At 63.5% G+C, this 13,526-nt stretch carries 17 protein-coding genes and 1 tRNA gene; 9 read left to right on the forward strand and 9 right to left on the reverse strand.

Features of this window, described 5'->3' with window-relative positions; genetic code table 11:
• The first annotated feature begins 40 nt into the window (after nucleotides 1-40).
• Nucleotides 41-115, forward strand: a tRNA-Glu gene (locus tag LDB05_RS05685).
• A 351-nt stretch (nucleotides 116-466) separates the two neighbouring features.
• The gene (gene lrp, locus LDB05_RS05690) at nucleotides 467-922 is read left to right on the forward strand and encodes an HTH-type transcriptional regulator Lrp (RefSeq protein ID WP_226006958.1); all 456 of its coding nucleotides are present in this window, start codon (nucleotides 467-469) and stop codon (nucleotides 920-922) included.
• Between the two features lie 132 nt (nucleotides 923-1,054).
• Here the strand turns inward: lrp and LDB05_RS05695 are convergent, their stop codons facing one another.
• The 3 genes from LDB05_RS05695 to LDB05_RS05705 all read right to left on the reverse strand — a co-directional run bounded on the left by LDB05_RS05695 (nucleotide 1,055) and on the right by LDB05_RS05705 (nucleotide 3,766).
• Nucleotides 1,055-2,110: a sodium:calcium antiporter gene (locus LDB05_RS05695; protein ID WP_226006959.1), complete on the reverse strand. Its 1,056-nt coding sequence runs from the start codon at nucleotides 2,108-2,110 to the stop codon at nucleotides 1,055-1,057.
• Nucleotides 2,111-2,218: 108 nt separating this feature from the next.
• Nucleotides 2,219-3,322 carry a sodium:calcium antiporter gene (locus LDB05_RS05700; RefSeq protein WP_226006960.1) on the reverse strand — a complete coding sequence of 368 codons (1,104 nt, stop codon included), beginning with the start codon at nucleotides 3,320-3,322 and terminating at the stop codon, nucleotides 2,219-2,221.
• 147 nt (nucleotides 3,323-3,469) lie between these two features.
• A complete protein-coding gene (locus tag LDB05_RS05705) occupies nucleotides 3,470-3,766 on the reverse strand; it encodes an ArsR/SmtB family transcription factor (RefSeq protein WP_226006961.1) in 297 nt (98 codons plus the stop codon).
• Nucleotides 3,767-3,905: 139 nt separating this feature from the next.
• Between LDB05_RS05705 and LDB05_RS05710 the strand changes: the two genes are divergently transcribed.
• The 3 genes from LDB05_RS05710 (at nucleotide 3,906) to LDB05_RS05720 (ending at nucleotide 5,681) form a co-directional block, all read left to right on the forward strand.
• Complete coding sequence (locus LDB05_RS05710) at nucleotides 3,906-4,208, forward strand: amphi-Trp domain-containing protein (protein WP_226006962.1); 303 nt, start codon at nucleotides 3,906-3,908, stop codon at nucleotides 4,206-4,208.
• A gap of 278 nt (nucleotides 4,209-4,486) precedes the next feature.
• Nucleotides 4,487-4,741: a DdfA family disk-determining factor gene (gene ddfA / locus LDB05_RS05715; RefSeq protein WP_226006963.1), complete on the forward strand. Its 255-nt coding sequence runs from the start codon at nucleotides 4,487-4,489 to the stop codon at nucleotides 4,739-4,741.
• A 163-nt stretch (nucleotides 4,742-4,904) separates the two neighbouring features.
• Nucleotides 4,905-5,681, forward strand: a complete 777-nt coding sequence (locus LDB05_RS05720; RefSeq protein ID WP_226006964.1) for an MOSC domain-containing protein — start codon at nucleotides 4,905-4,907, stop codon at nucleotides 5,679-5,681.
• Here LDB05_RS05720 and LDB05_RS05725 read toward each other — a convergent pair.
• On the reverse strand, nucleotides 5,675-6,004 hold the full coding sequence (locus tag LDB05_RS05725) for a hypothetical protein (RefSeq protein WP_226006965.1): 330 nt from the start codon (nucleotides 6,002-6,004) through the stop codon (nucleotides 5,675-5,677). The two genes, LDB05_RS05720 and LDB05_RS05725, sit on opposite strands and share 7 nt — an antisense overlap.
• A gap of 178 nt (nucleotides 6,005-6,182) precedes the next feature.
• On the opposite strand from LDB05_RS05725, the gene LDB05_RS05730 reads away from it, so the two are divergent.
• Both LDB05_RS05730 and LDB05_RS05735 read left to right on the forward strand, forming a co-directional pair.
• Nucleotides 6,183-6,980 carry a helix-turn-helix transcriptional regulator gene (locus LDB05_RS05730; protein ID WP_226006966.1) on the forward strand — a complete coding sequence of 266 codons (798 nt, stop codon included), beginning with the start codon at nucleotides 6,183-6,185 and terminating at the stop codon, nucleotides 6,978-6,980.
• Nucleotides 6,981-7,398: 418 nt separating this feature from the next.
• Entirely contained in the window at nucleotides 7,399-7,626 is a 228-nt protein-coding gene (locus tag LDB05_RS05735) for a DUF5795 family protein (RefSeq protein ID WP_226006967.1), read from the forward strand.
• A gap of 144 nt (nucleotides 7,627-7,770) precedes the next feature.
• Here the strand turns inward: LDB05_RS05735 and LDB05_RS05740 are convergent, their stop codons facing one another.
• The 5 genes from LDB05_RS05740 to LDB05_RS05760 all read right to left on the reverse strand — a co-directional run bounded on the left by LDB05_RS05740 (nucleotide 7,771) and on the right by LDB05_RS05760 (nucleotide 11,128).
• Nucleotides 7,771-8,310 carry a hypothetical protein gene (locus LDB05_RS05740; protein ID WP_226006968.1) on the reverse strand — a complete coding sequence of 180 codons (540 nt, stop codon included), beginning with the start codon at nucleotides 8,308-8,310 and terminating at the stop codon, nucleotides 7,771-7,773.
• The gene (locus LDB05_RS05745) at nucleotides 8,307-8,540 is read right to left on the reverse strand and encodes a DUF1059 domain-containing protein (RefSeq protein WP_226006969.1); all 234 of its coding nucleotides are present in this window, start codon (nucleotides 8,538-8,540) and stop codon (nucleotides 8,307-8,309) included. Before LDB05_RS05745 ends, LDB05_RS05740 begins: the two co-directional genes overlap by 4 nt.
• A 256-nt stretch (nucleotides 8,541-8,796) precedes the next feature.
• Entirely contained in the window at nucleotides 8,797-9,606 is an 810-nt protein-coding gene (locus LDB05_RS05750; RefSeq protein WP_226006970.1) for a helix-turn-helix transcriptional regulator, read from the reverse strand.
• Between the two features lie 226 nt (nucleotides 9,607-9,832).
• Nucleotides 9,833-10,174 carry a 2Fe-2S iron-sulfur cluster-binding protein gene (locus tag LDB05_RS05755; protein ID WP_226006971.1) on the reverse strand — a complete coding sequence of 114 codons (342 nt, stop codon included), beginning with the start codon at nucleotides 10,172-10,174 and terminating at the stop codon, nucleotides 9,833-9,835.
• 81 nt (nucleotides 10,175-10,255) lie between these two features.
• The gene (locus tag LDB05_RS05760) at nucleotides 10,256-11,128 is read right to left on the reverse strand and encodes a UbiA family prenyltransferase (protein WP_226006972.1); all 873 of its coding nucleotides are present in this window, start codon (nucleotides 11,126-11,128) and stop codon (nucleotides 10,256-10,258) included.
• 376 nt (nucleotides 11,129-11,504) lie between these two features.
• Between LDB05_RS05760 and sucC the strand changes: the two genes are divergently transcribed.
• Both sucC and sucD read left to right on the forward strand, forming a co-directional pair.
• On the forward strand, nucleotides 11,505-12,656 hold the full coding sequence (gene sucC / locus LDB05_RS05765; protein WP_226006973.1) for an ADP-forming succinate--CoA ligase subunit beta: 1,152 nt from the start codon (nucleotides 11,505-11,507) through the stop codon (nucleotides 12,654-12,656).
• Entirely contained in the window at nucleotides 12,653-13,525 is an 873-nt protein-coding gene (sucD, locus tag LDB05_RS05770) for a succinate--CoA ligase subunit alpha (protein WP_226006974.1), read from the forward strand. Before sucC ends, sucD begins: the two co-directional genes overlap by 4 nt.
• Nucleotide 13,526 lies beyond the last annotated feature (1 nt).

Here is a 13,526-nt window from a genome sequence, read left to right on the forward strand (position 1 = left end):
GGCGAGACGGACGAAGTCCGTCGAGGCTCGGTGCGTGAACGCTCCGTTGGTGTAGTCCGGCCAATCATTTCGGCCTTTCGAGCCGATGACCTGGGTTCAAATCCCAGACGGAGCACTCTTCTGAGGAACGAAATGGGAAAGAGGAAGCGTACGCTCTGGGATTTGAATGAGAGAAACGAGCCCAGGGGCGTATCGCGTGATTCCGGTCCCGAAGTGGCCGTCCGTGCGATTCCCGTTCAGCGACGATATCGTCGCTTTCGAGACGGCGAACGAATTGTCGGTCGTAAATCGGCCGTCGTCCGTGGTATGTGCAACCTTCGTACACGAAGAGCTGGACGAGCTCGCAATCCGATCCGATTACGCCTATCCACGACTTAACCGCATCCATCACTACACCGACTCACTGGAATCGGATAGAACTGTATATTCGTAAACCCCTAATATGAGGAGAGCTTCATAACACACAATGACGTACGAACACTTAGATTCCGATCTGGTGAACGAGCTACTCGACGACGGCCGCGCGAGTCTCCGCAGCCTCGCCGAAGAACTCGACGTCTCCGTGACGACCGTTTCGAACCACCTCTCCGATCTCGAGGAGGAGGGCGTGATCGAAGGATACACGCCGAAAGTCGACTACGATGCGGTCGGCTACGACGTCACGGCCGTTATGCAGCTCAAAGCCGAAGGGAACGCGCTTCCCGAGATCACGGAAACGCTGAAAGACCACCGTCAAATGATCTCCGTCTACGAGGTCACCGGCGACTACGACGTGATCGCCATCGGCAAGTTCAAAGACACCGACGATATGAACGATCAGATCAAGACGCTGATCACCGATCCGGACATCAACCAGTCGAACACGAGCATCGTCCTCAACGCGGTCTCCGAAAACGAGCAGTTCGAGCTCGATACGGAGTAACCGGCCGTCGTCCTCGAGACGTCGATAGAAACGACCGGACACGAGGACGGAGTTGGATCCCCTTCTCGAGGCGATTTTCCGCGTGCCACGTCTGCGGTCAGTTGCGGTTCCCGGATCCGTCGCGGGTGTGACTCAGAGGTAATTTGCGAGCCAGTACGCGACGTAGAGGCCGAACAGAGCGATTCCGCCGACGCGCGTGACTCGTCCGCGTGCGAGCATGGCGGTCACGATGAGCAGGCTGGCGGCGAGGAACGGCCAGTGGACCGTCAGGACGTCGCCGCCCGTGCCAACTGGGTGGAGAAGGGCGATGAGTCCGACGTTTGCAGTCATGTAGAAGACCGTGCTGCCGACGACGTTCCCGACGGCGAGCTCCGGTCGATTCTGCCGGACCGGTTCGACGGTGAGCGCCAGCTCCTCGATCGACGCGATGAAACTCAACACCGTCGCGCCGAAGGCCAGCTCCGAGATGCCGAACGCGACGAAGATCCCCTCGGCGCTGACCACCGTAATTCCGGAACCGATCGTCATCCCGACGACCGCGAGGACGGCCACGCCGAGATTGAAGTGCCCGCTCCGACGCTCGAACGACGGGACGAACTCGTCGATATCGAGGTCGACGTCCGTCCGCACCAGCCCGTCCGGTTCGTTGCCGCCGTCCGGCGCTTCTCCGGCCGCTCGAGGCTCGATATCGACGACCTCCGTCACTTCCTCCGAGAGCAGGTAGGTCGTTTCGGACCGGCTCTCGTGCCAGAAAATGTAGGCGAGCAACGGGACGAACAGGGCGAGGAGTGCCGCGCCCTCGAGCGGGTCGATCGTCCCGCCGATCGACAGCGCGAACGCGGGGAGGGGGACGAGAACGAGCATGAGCAGGTAGGCCCGGGGAACGTCCATCCGGAACGGGACGAGGATCGCCGCGAGTCCGACGGCGACGGCGAGGACGAACAGCGACTCACCGAACACGGTCCCGAGCGCGAGCGCCGGAAGGTCGACAAATGCCGCGGTCACGCCGAGGACGGCGTTCTCGAGATCGACGCCGGCCAGGACGACCGCGAGAAAGAACCCGGAAATCCCGAGCGAAACGGCACTCTGTGCGACCGCCTCGATGAAGACCTCGACGCACCAGATCACCAGCACGACGCCGACGAGGAAGAGGCCGACGAGGGCGACCGGGGAATCCGGAACGACCATATCGTCGGTCTACACCGTTGTCGTACTTATGTACGGGTCTCGGTACCACGAGACGCGAAGACGCCAACGGATTCGGACGAGCGACCGACCGGAGTGGACCGATTCCGATCAAAGCGCCTCGGGGATTGGGACACCACCGAGGACGAGCAGCGAGACCAGCCAATAGACGACGTAGAGACCGAGGAGAACGTAGCCGTGCCGGTGCCGGAGTCGCCCGCTCGAGATGAACGCGGCGGAAACGGCGGTGAGAACGACGACGGCCGGGAGATGAAAGAGGAGAACGTCTCGGGGAATGGTCACGTCGGCGACGAACGTGATGACGCCGACGTTGGCCGTTACCGAGAAGATGACACTGCCGATGACGTGACCGATTCCGATCTCCGGAATCCCGCGGCGGACCGGCTCGATCGTCAACAGGAGGTTCTCGATCGTCAACACGAGCGTCAGCACTGTCGCCCCGAAGACGGTCTCTTCGATCCCCCACGATTCGACGATCGCCTCGGATCCCGCCTCGAGGAGCATGGCCCCGGCCACGATGCCGAGCAGCGCGACGGCGGCGAATCCGAGCCAGAAGACACCTTCGTACGATCGCTCGGCGACGTACCGATCTTCGGGAATCTCCTCGAGGACGGTGCTGCTATCGACGTCTTCGATGGCGAGTTCGTCGATCGGAACGCCACCGTCGGCCTCGATTCGCTCTGCGATCTCGGAATCCCTGAAGACGGGAACGTCGCGCTGAACCTCCCGGTAGACGATGTAGCCGAAGAGCAGGGTGAAGATCACGACGAGGACGAGCCCGTGGCCGAGCGTGAGCGGGTCGACGAAGACGAACGGTACCAGAACCAGCGGAGAGATCCCGAGGAGGGCCAGGTAGTCGCGGGGAACGTCGACCGGGAACGGTTTGTAGATCGCCGCGACGGCCAGCGTGATACCGGTGATCGCGAGGGCAGTTCCGAGTGCAGTCCCGAGCGCTACCTGCTCGAGCTCGCCGGCACCGAACACGAGCGCGACGACGGTGTCGTCGAACTCGATTCCCGTGAAGACGATCGCGAGCGCGAATATCGAGACGCCGAGCCCCATCGCCGCCCGCGTGAGGTAACTGATGAGTTTTTCGACGCTATAGGTCAGGGTGATCGCACCGACGGCGAGCACCAGATACGCGAACCACGTTCCCTGAGACTCGACGACGCCCTCGAGGACCTCTTCGACCATGTCCCTCTTCCACGATACCTGTTCACATATATCTAACAGGCCGGAGAGGAATGTCCGTGGGAAATCTATACACGCGGGGCGAATCGCCGAAATATCGGGCGATCCGACGGAGAGGCGACGGAGCCGGACGATCGAGGACGGATCCGGCTAGCCGTGCGTGGGACTGTCAGCTTCGTCTACGTCGTCGGTCTGCAAAACGAAGCTCCGCTCGGGCGGCGGTGCGATCCGCAACTCGACGCTGCGAACGAGTTCGTAGTATTTCCTGTTTCCACGCCGATAGGAGGCGATCAGCCCGGCCTCTTCGAGAGTCGAAAGGTGATGAACGGCGGTTTTTCCGTCCATTCCGGTCGCGTCCGCGAGCTCCGAGACGTACATCGGTCCCCGCGAGAGTTTTCTGAGAATGGCGAGTCGCGTCCCGTTTCCCAGGGCGTCGAGCAAATACATGCCACTAAATGACACTCTCTGCCCACAAGAAGGGTTTCGGCGGTCGGCCTATATGATCCCGGCTCGAGGCCGGTCGGTGCCACGACGTATCGACCGATGTGAACGAGGCTTTATTCGCCTCGTCGTGGCAGGTTCCCCTATGAACGACCGCGTGGAGTTCCCGGACGACCGGACCGACGACCGGCGGACGATCACGAGCGGCTTCTTCGAACGGGAAGTGTATCTCTCGCGCGAGGAGACGGCGGCCTTCCTGCACGACCTCGCCGACCAACTCGAGGCCGGGTCTTCGTTTACGATCTCCGCCTCGGAGTGGGAGATTCCTTTCGACCACAGCGACCCGGTCGAAGTCGAAATCGAGTTTTCCGAGCAAAGCGAGCGAGAATTGGAGATCGAACTCGAGTTCACGGAACCGAGCGGTAGCGAGGATCTGTCGGTTCGGTAATCGGTGTCTGCCGATGCGATCAGCAGCGATACCGGTCCGATATCGACCCGTTTCGACCTGACCGAGTGTGCGGGTGAGGCCGAGATCGTAGTCGACCTCGAGTCGGTTGCGGAGACTCAGTCGCCGGTCAGCACGGACGGACCGGCCGTACACCCAGGATCGAACGGGACGGACCGTCAACCACCAGTTCGAAATGTCGTATGAATACCGTATACTGATTTTTGTAAATAACCCAACGTTCAGAAGGTATTAATAGATCGATGTGGGGGTACGTGACAATGACACACTCCCTCGCAGTCGATACCGACGCGGTGCACGAACGAATCGTCACCGGGGTTGCGGCGCTCGAGGGAGTCGACCCGACGGCATTACCGCCCCTGTTCGACGCAGTCGATCCCGACGCGCTCACGGCGATCTTCGCGACGACGGTGTCGGGCGGTGAGCGAACCGGCCGGATCAGCTTCAGGTATGTGGGTCATAAGGTAACAGTCGAGTTCGACGGGAGTGACGTCCCCCTCGTGACGATCGATTGACGGAGAGCCGTCGTTCGATCTCCCGGTCCGCCGTTCGTCCGCAGTTTCGGCCGGCTATCGGACGGCCGACTGTCACCCCGTTGTGGGCCGTCCCGCGATCGCGTTCCGATCGCGGTTTCGTTCGAACGAACACTGATAGGGGATCGGCTGAAACGTCCACCCAATGGCACGACTCGAGCGGCTCACCGTCTATCCGGTGAAGGGTCTCGACGGCATCGATCTCGAGAGGGCCGACGTCCTCGAGGGCGGAACGGTGGCCCACGACAGGGAGTTCGCACTGTTCGACGAAGAGGGCGACGTGCTCAACGGGAAACGGACCGATCGAGTTCACGCGCTCGATACCGATTTCGACCCGGAGACGTCAGTGCTTCTGGTCGAAGCGCCAGACGGAGAGACGCGGAAATTCGATCTCGACGCGGACCGCGAACGCGCCGAATCCTGGTTCAGCGACTTCTTCGACGAGGACCTCTCGCTGGAGCGGGACGCGTCGCTCGGGTTCGTGGACCGCCGCGAGATGGGGCCGTCGGTGGTCAGCACGGCCACGCTCGAAACCGTCGCGTCCTGGTTCGACGAGATGACGATCGAGGGCGCACGCCGCCGACTGCGGGCGAATATCGAGGTTGACGGCGTCGATCCGTTCTGGGAGGATCGGTTCGTCGGTGAGAACGCACCGGCGTTCGAGATCGGTGACGTTCGGTTCGAGGGGGTCACCCCCTGCGGTCGCTGCGTGGTCCCACAGCGCGATCCCGACACCGGGGAGCCGATCGAAGGGTTTCAGGAGCAGTTCGTCCGAAAGCGGGAGGAAACCTTCCCCGACTGGGCCGACACGGACGCCTTCGATCACTACTACTCGCTCATGGTCATCACCCGCGTTCGCGACCGCGATCGCGGCACTCCCCTTCGCGTTGACGACCCGGTCGAAATCGTCGAGACTCAGTGATCGATTCCCGGCCGCTGGAACGTCGTTTCGGCTCCGTTTTGCTCGCGTTCCGTCCCCTCCAGTGCGTCCTCGAAGTCGAGCCTGGCGATCAGTTCGTTTCGGTCGGGTTCGCCCGGCCGACGGAAGTAGTAGGTGTCCGCACAGCCGGCGACGAGCTCCGAAAGCGGCCGGTCTTCGTCGTGGACGACAGCAACGAGGTCACCCGTTACTGCGATCAGCACTGCGTCATCGGGTTTGTAGAGTCCGTCTCGAAGTTCACAGACCGTGCTGTCGGCCGGTAACTCGAGGGTAACACCGTCGACGGTCGCCCATCGCGTCTCCATACACCGTCGTTCGAGCGTCACAGCCTATACGGTTGTGCCCGCAGACACAGGCCGGTTACGACGCGTTGGTCGGGGACGGCGATCACTCGCGTGGATCACCGGGATCGCTATCGCGAGGGCCACCGGGTCCCGTCGCGGCCGGTGCGGTAAAGTGGGCTCGCTCAGAGGACGTGATGTAATGAGCGACCGGAACGGACTCGCGATCGAGACGCTCGAGTACGTGTCGCGATCGCAGAACCGAGTTCGAATCCTCGAGACGCTCTCGGCCGAGGGAGCCGTCTCGAGGGAATCGCTGATGGCCGAAACCGGCGTCGTTCGAACGACGCTACAGCGGAACCTGATCGGGCTGGCGGAACGAGGGTTGATCCGGGAACGGGATCAGCGCTACGAGCTGACGTCGGCCGGGTCCCTGGCCGCGGCCGGACTGTCGACGGCGCTGGAACGAATCGGTGCTGCCGTCCGGCTACGGCCGGTGCTCGAGCGACTCCCCGCGGACGCGCTCGGATTCGATCCGAACCGGCTGGCCGATGCAGCGGTCGTCGAATCGACCCCAGCGAACCCGTACGGACCGGTCGAACGTCACGTAGCGGCCCTCCCTGGGGTGGAACACGCCAGATTGGCGCTGCCGGCGACGGGAGCCAATCAACTCGAACAATCCCGGAGGGCCATCGATTCGGGCGCCGTGTTCGAGGTGGTCGTTACAGAGGGGGTCGCGGAGACGGTGCGGACTGACCCCCTCGTCTCGGATTCGTTCGCGGCGATCGCCGACACCGATTCGATGACCGTCTCGGTCGCCGAGGACGGCATCTCCTTCTATCTGGGAATCCTGGACGAAACCGTTCAGATCGCCGTCTACGACGAAAACGGCGTGCCGACTGCACTCCTCGAGTCGACCGACGAGCGCGTCAGAGAGTGGGCGGTCGACCGGTTCGACACGCTCGAGCGTCGCTCAGAACCCATCGAGGTCGCGGAATGAGCGTCTCAATCGGAGATTGCACCTCGAGTTGCTGATCGAGACGGGCCAGCCAGCGGTGTGCATGGTATGCACACGCTGTACGGCGTACACACGCTGTGAGGCATACACTGATACTACTTCGAATCGACGCGTACGATGCGGTAGGTGGTACGCCGGTAACCACGCTGTCGCACGCCGCTGACGGCCGACGGATGGGGAGGGGTGCCAACCGACGGGCCGCGACCGACCGGTCCCTGCGACGCGGATTTCTGCTACCGATCGTCTCGGAGTTCTTCCTCTTTTGTCCCGCGAAATCCCGGCGAAGCGTCGGGTGGTCGTCCCGCGACGGTTGCGGACGGACGACGGTCGACGATCGAGTCGAGCTCCACCGGCGGTCGGTTCAGGAAACGCTTAGGGCGTTGCGCTCGGACTCCCGAGTGTGAGCGAGAATCGCGTCGTTCAGGGGCGAATGGTCACGGCCGAAAAGCTCGCGGAGCTCGTCGAAGGCGACTCCGTGATGGAAGTCGATTCGATCGAGGAGGCAGACGAAGCGTGTCCGGACTGCGGTGAAAACGTGTTGAAAGTGGTGTACATGCCGTCGGTCACCGAACTCGTCACCGGCTGGAAGTGCCAGGAGTGCGACTGGAGCGAGACGGATCGGGACTGATCGCGCGTCCGCCACGGGTACCGTCGGCCGAAAATACCCGTCATCGTTCTCGAGCGGTTACCGTCGGTAGTCGAGCGACGGTTCGCTATGCGATTCCGGGGTGACGGACGAGGTCGTTCGATCGACTCTCGAAAAGAGGAACGGTTACGCCTCGACGTTCTCGCCAGTTTCCGCCGTCTGGGGGGCGGATTGGATGCCCCTGTAGGCGAGCGCGGCACCGATCACGAACACGATCGTCGCGAGGTAGATCGGACCGAGGTGCGTCACCCAGTCGTGGGCGAAGAGATCGGCGTAGTGCATCGGGAGCGCGATCGCGAGCCCGATAACGGCGGCGGCGATCGCCGTCGCCCACGCCCACAGCTGTCCGCTCCGGACGCCGTACCACGCGAGCGCCGTGATGGCGATCCCGGTGGCGATGATGAACGCCGCGGTGGCGACGTGGAGGTGGTTGATGTAGTGCATGATGGCCGGATCGATCGCGTCCAGGTCCGCCGGTGTGACCCCGTTCAACGTCGCGACGCCGAGTTCGAAGCCGGTACCGAAGAACGTTCTGGCGAGGAAGACGATCCCGTAGCCGACGAAGGCGACGCCCGCGAACGCCATCAAAAGCGAACCGATTCGGGTTCCCCGCTCGAGTTCGTGATCGGTCTCGTACCCGCCGGCCGTTGCTCGGTTCGTACTCATCGGTCCTGCTCCTCGAGTGGGACCTCGACCGTTTCCACGTGTTGGGCTTCGATTTCGTCGAGGGTGAACTCCTTCCCGTGCCGTTCTTTGACGTGTTCGCGCGTCATCTCGAGCAGTCGTTCCCTGTCGTCTTCCTCGGTCCGCATGCGGAACACGCACCCGGAAACTGCCGTGTCACACGCTACCTGTAGGCCCGTCGTACTGTCTCGTGATTGCAGATCGTCTGTCATGGTTTCGCCTCCCGGCAAAAGTGGGTACGAGTCGGGGGATCGTGTAGGCATCTAGTGGAGTCCGGGCAGCCGGTGACGTCCGTGCACTCGCTGACGCCCGTGCAGCCGCTGAGCGACGGTCTCCGGCTGGCGGCGAACGAACGGTCGCTCATGGGATCATCGCGTCCGCGGCGATCGGCGTACTCCAAGAGAGTGGCCATCGAAGCGGGTGGTGACCGGAGTCAGCGACCGTCTCCGAGCTCACCGCGTCGCGCAGTCATTCGGCGACCAGTTCGGGAACGAGCGGCCGAGAGTCGCGCCGGTAGCTCTCGTACATCGATTCCGCCCACTCGCGTGCCTCCGGTGCGCCGGTATCGATCACCACTCGAACCGTCCCGCTCTCGGGATCGTGTCCGCTGATCGCGATGCGTCGATCGAAGATGGCGACGCCGTACGGCGGCAAATCGTCGTGCAATCGGACGGTGAGATTGTCGCTCTCGCGAGGCCCGGAACAGTGCTCGGGGTAGGTCGAGAGGATGTAGCTGGCAATACGCGGTGGATCGATGATCTCCGTCTCCATCCCGTCGACGATTCGACGGGAGAGTTCGTCCCTGCACGGCTCGAGGAGCCCCAGATCGAATCCGACGAATCGAAATCGGTTCGTCTCACGGAGCAGCGACACGAACCGATTCACCGGGCGGTACGGATCGTCGATCTCGGCGACCGTGACGACCGCATCGGAACCGATCTCGATCGGAAATCCGCTCGCCTCGATCGGGAGCCACTGCCAGACGTCGCGGAGCTTCCGTTCCGTTTCGAACCGGTCGATCACGTCTCGCATTCCTGCAGCAACGAACGCGCCTAATTGCGTCGCCTCGTACTGGTGGCCGTCCTTCCGAACCCAGTGGCGGTCTTCGAACGTACGTAGCGTCCGTCGAATCGTCGACTGGGAAACGCCGGTCAACTCCTGGAGATCGGTTCGGCTACAGGGGCGCTCGGTGAGTGCATCGAGCGCAGCCACGCGGTGGTCCGACCGCGCGAGGAACCCGATGTCCTCGAGCGGCGAACCGTTGGCTCTCGAGATCATGATAAATGTACACACGCCAACGGTATAGCTATGCCCCCCGGTATCTTCCGGAACGGAGCGGTAATCGGGACGGGTACGGACGGTTCGATTGCGTCCCCTCTCTGGCTGCACCGGCAGCGTGGGAATCGCGTGGAGACGTATTCCGCGAACGGAGTACGGAGAACGCACCGATTCGAACCACGAGCGATCTATTGACGCGGCTGGCGAGCCTATCGCCGCTCGACAGTCAGTCCGGAGACAACTGGTCCGGAAGCACCTGTCCCCAGACGTACTTGTCCAGAAGCCGGACCGTCATCGGGTCCTCGACCTCGATGCAACAGGAGAGCCGCGGGTAACCGAACCGGACGGCAGCGGCGTCGTGCCAGTGGGTCGGCTCTGGCGCGGGATCGACCTCGACGGTGCAGGTCGAACACAGCCCTCGACCGCCACAGTTGGCGTGGCGCGACACCGCTCCGTAGACCGGGAAGTCGTGCTCGAGCAGCGCGTCCCGAAGGACCGTCCCGGGTTCGACCTCGATAGTCGTTTCAGTATTCCCGTCGATGACGGTAACCGGGATTCGCTCGCTCATAGCAGACAGTACGATCCCGATCCACGTGGGCCTATCGGACGAATCGACTGGCATTGCACGGCAGGGCTCGTACCGATCCAGTCACCAGATCGCCCACTCAAGAGCCACTACGACGGCGGCGAGGAACACGTGTTCGCCGTCGACGACGAACCCGTAGTACAGCGGGCCGCGATCGGGGGTTGCGAAGGGGATGTAGGCGGCGACGTAGGCGTTCATCGCGAGCACGACGAGGAACCGGCGCGGTATCGCCCCGCTGCCGACGAGGGCGATGACCCCCGCAGCGACGGCGACGGTCGCCAGCAGCGACGGGATGCGGGTCCATCGCGGCCCGAACAGGTTGGGCACCGTGGGGATCCCCGCCGCGCGGTCGCCCTCGATGTCTTTGACGTCGAAGACCACCGCGGCGATGGTGAGCATGACCGTGACGTACGCGAAGAGAAACAGGATCTCCGGCGAGCGCAGCTGGCCGTAGTAGTAGCCGACGCCGAGGGGAATCGCGCCCCAGGCGAAGCCGACGACGAGATTCTTCACGAGGAAGACTCGCTTGACTCCGCCGACGGAGTAGAGGAACACGACCGCGAGCGGGAGGAGCATGTACACCGCACCGGAGACGTCGAGCGCGACCGCTGTCGCGACCGCAACGACGTAGAGCCCGACGCCGACCGCCAGCCAGAGTCGGCCGTACCGCTTCGTAAACGCCGCGCGCTGGGGGACGTTTTGCTCGTCTTCCTCGAGGTCGGTGAACCGGTTGACGGTGTAAACGAACATCGTCGCCGCGAAGACGATGAAGAGGGGGAGGGGATCGAGCGGGAGGTTCGCGAGGAGGGCGGTCGTGAGGGCGACGCTGACGGTCGCCAGCGAAATGAAGAGGTTGCTGTGAACCAGAAACCGAAGGCCGGCCTTGAGGGATGATACCCAACTCGGCGTTCGGTGCGTTGCGGTGGGGGTTCTCACAACGAGTGGGCCTCGTGTGAGACGTTAGGACAGCCGACGTTTGAATGCTGTGTCGGGGGTATCTTGCCCGGTGGCTCGGTCGCCACGGCCAGGAGTCGTTCCGGAACCACGACCTCGATCGGAACTCGTGTTCCTGGGACGGTTCCGGAACTCCGCTGCCAGTGGAGAATCGACAACTCGTAGCGGTATTTCGGAGCTAACTCCGGACGTGCGGGTACGTCACACCCACGTTCAGTTGAAAACCCACACAAAGAAGGGGCGAAGGAAAACGGTACGGCGGTGACGAACCCGGTGTAGTTAATGCGCGTCGATGGAATCCCGCGGCGAGTGGAAACTGGCAGGATTTAAGCAAGGCCGGCACGGCCGTTCGAATGGAATGAAATTGCACGAGTATCAGGCGAAGAGCGTCTTCGCCGAGGCCGGGATTCCGACGCCGGATTCGGAGCTCGCGTCCGACGTCGACGGCGTCGTCGCCGCGGCCGAGGAGATCGGGTATCCAGTAGCGGTGAAAGCGCAGGTACAGGTCGGCGGCCGCGGGAAGGCCGGCGGAATCAAACTCGTCGACGACGCGGACGAGGCCCGAGAAGCGGCCGAGTCGATCCTCGGCATGGATCTGAAGGGCTATCACGTCGATCGCGTCCTCGTCGAGGAAGCGGTCGACTTCGTGAACGAACTCTACGTCGGGATCACGATGGACCGCGGCGAGGGCAAGCCCGTCGCGATGGTCTCGACCAAAGGGGGCGTCAACATCGAGGAGGTCGCTGAGGAGGACCCCGACGCGATCGCCCGCGAACACATCGATCCCTCCTTCGGGATGCATCCCTATCAGGCCCGGAAGGCCGTCTACGACGCTGGCGTCGACCAGTCGGTCGCGCGCGACGTCTCGAGCGTCCTCACCACGCTCTACCAGCTCTGGGACGACAAGGACGGCGCGGACGCCGAGATCAACCCGCTGATGGTCACAGCAGACGACGAGGTCATCGCGGCCGACGCCGTGATGAACATCGACGAGGACGCGCTGTTCCGACAGCCCGAACTCGCCGAGATGGAAGAGGAGGCCGCCGGCGGCGACGAACTCGAGCAGAAGGCCGACGAGTACGGCTTCGACTACGTCCGGCTGGACGGCAACGTCGGCATCATCGGCAACGGTGCCGGGCTCGTGATGACGACGCTCGACCTGGTCGACTACTACGGCGGCGAACCCGCCAACTTCCTCGACGTGGGTGGCGGCGCGAAGGCCGCCCGCATCGCGAACGCGCTCGATATGGTGTTCTCCGACGACAACGTCGATAGCGTCGTCTTCAACATCTTCGGCGGGATCACGCGCGGCGACGAGGTCGCCCGCGGGATCAACGAGGCGCTCGAGCAGTTCGACGAGATCCCCAAGCCGGTCGTCGTCCGACTCGCCGGCACGAACTGGGAGGAAGGTATGGAAATTCTCAACGAGGACCTCGTGACGGTCGAACAGACCCTCGAGGACGCGGTCCAGCGTGCCGTCGAGTACGCTGGGGAGGTGAACGACCAATGAGCGTACTAGTCGACGAGGACACGCGCGTCGTGGTACAGGGCATCACCGGCGGGGAAGGGAAGTTCCACGCCGAACAGATGATGGAGTACGGCACCAACGTCGTCGCCGGCGCGGTCCCCGGCAAGGGCGGCCAGGAAGTCAGCGGCGTCCCCGTCTACGACACGGTCCACGAAGCGGTCGACGAGGAGAACGCGGACACGTCCGTGATCTTCGTCCCGCCGGCGTTCGCCGGCGACGCGGTCTTCGAATCGCTCGACTCCGATCTCGACCTCGCGGTCGCGATTACCGAGGGCATTCCGACGCAGGACATGGCGCGGGTCAACAAGCGCCTCTCCGAGACCGACACGCGACTCATCGGTCCGAACTGTCCCGGCCTCATCACGCCCGGCGAGGCCAAACTCGGCATTCTCCCCGGCAACATCTTCGCCGAGGGGAACGTCGGTCTGGTCTCCCGCTCCGGGACCCTGACCTACCAGGTCGTCGACAGCCTGACCAACCGTGGCATCGGACAGACCACGGCAATCGGTATCGGCGGCGACCCGATCATCGGCACGGACTTCGTCGACGCCCTCGAGCTGTTCGAGGACGACCCCGACACCGACGCCATCGTCATGTGCGGCGAGATCGGCGGCGAGGACGAGGAAGAGGCTGCCGCGTTCATCGACGACTACGTCGACACGCCGGTTGCCGGCTTCATCGCGGGCCGCACGGCACCGCCGGGCAAGCGCATGGGCCACGCCGGTGCGATCGTCTCCGGCTCCGGGACCGGAACCGCCGAGAGCAAGATCTCGGCGCTCAACGACGCCGGCGTCCCCGTCGGCGACACGCCCGAGGAAGTCGCCGACCACATCGAAGAGTTCCTGTCGTAAT

The organism is Natrinema salinisoli, assembly GCF_020405205.1.
Taxonomy (GTDB): Archaea; Halobacteriota; Halobacteria; order Halobacteriales; family Natrialbaceae; genus Natrinema; species Natrinema salinisoli.

Bases quoted from the DNA above. Each gene is read 5' to 3' on its own strand.
- lrp (WP_226006958.1), top strand. From the start codon at position 467: ATGACGTACGAACACTTAGATTCCGATCTGGTGAACGAGCTACTCGAC.
- LDB05_RS05695 (WP_226006959.1), bottom strand. From the start codon at position 2,110: ATGGTCGTTCCGGATTCCCCGGTCGCCCTCGTCGGCCTCTTCCTCGTC.
- LDB05_RS05700 (WP_226006960.1), bottom strand. From the start codon at position 3,322: ATGGTCGAAGAGGTCCTCGAGGGCGTCGTCGAGTCTCAGGGAACGTGG.
- LDB05_RS05705 (WP_226006961.1), bottom strand. From the start codon at position 3,766: ATGTATTTGCTCGACGCCCTGGGAAACGGGACGCGACTCGCCATTCTC.
- LDB05_RS05710 (WP_226006962.1), top strand. From the start codon at position 3,906: ATGAACGACCGCGTGGAGTTCCCGGACGACCGGACCGACGACCGGCGG.
- ddfA (WP_226006963.1), top strand. From the start codon at position 4,487: ATGACACACTCCCTCGCAGTCGATACCGACGCGGTGCACGAACGAATC.
- LDB05_RS05720 (WP_226006964.1), top strand. From the start codon at position 4,905: ATGGCACGACTCGAGCGGCTCACCGTCTATCCGGTGAAGGGTCTCGAC.
- LDB05_RS05725 (WP_226006965.1), bottom strand. From the start codon at position 6,004: ATGGAGACGCGATGGGCGACCGTCGACGGTGTTACCCTCGAGTTACCG.
- LDB05_RS05730 (WP_226006966.1), top strand. From the start codon at position 6,183: ATGAGCGACCGGAACGGACTCGCGATCGAGACGCTCGAGTACGTGTCG.
- LDB05_RS05740 (WP_226006968.1), bottom strand. From the start codon at position 8,310: ATGAGTACGAACCGAGCAACGGCCGGCGGGTACGAGACCGATCACGAA.
- LDB05_RS05745 (WP_226006969.1), bottom strand. From the start codon at position 8,540: ATGACAGACGATCTGCAATCACGAGACAGTACGACGGGCCTACAGGTA.
- LDB05_RS05750 (WP_226006970.1), bottom strand. From the start codon at position 9,606: ATGATCTCGAGAGCCAACGGTTCGCCGCTCGAGGACATCGGGTTCCTC.
- LDB05_RS05755 (WP_226006971.1), bottom strand. From the start codon at position 10,174: ATGAGCGAGCGAATCCCGGTTACCGTCATCGACGGGAATACTGAAACG.
- sucC (WP_226006973.1), top strand. From the start codon at position 11,505: ATGAAATTGCACGAGTATCAGGCGAAGAGCGTCTTCGCCGAGGCCGGG.
- sucD (WP_226006974.1), top strand. From the start codon at position 12,653: ATGAGCGTACTAGTCGACGAGGACACGCGCGTCGTGGTACAGGGCATC.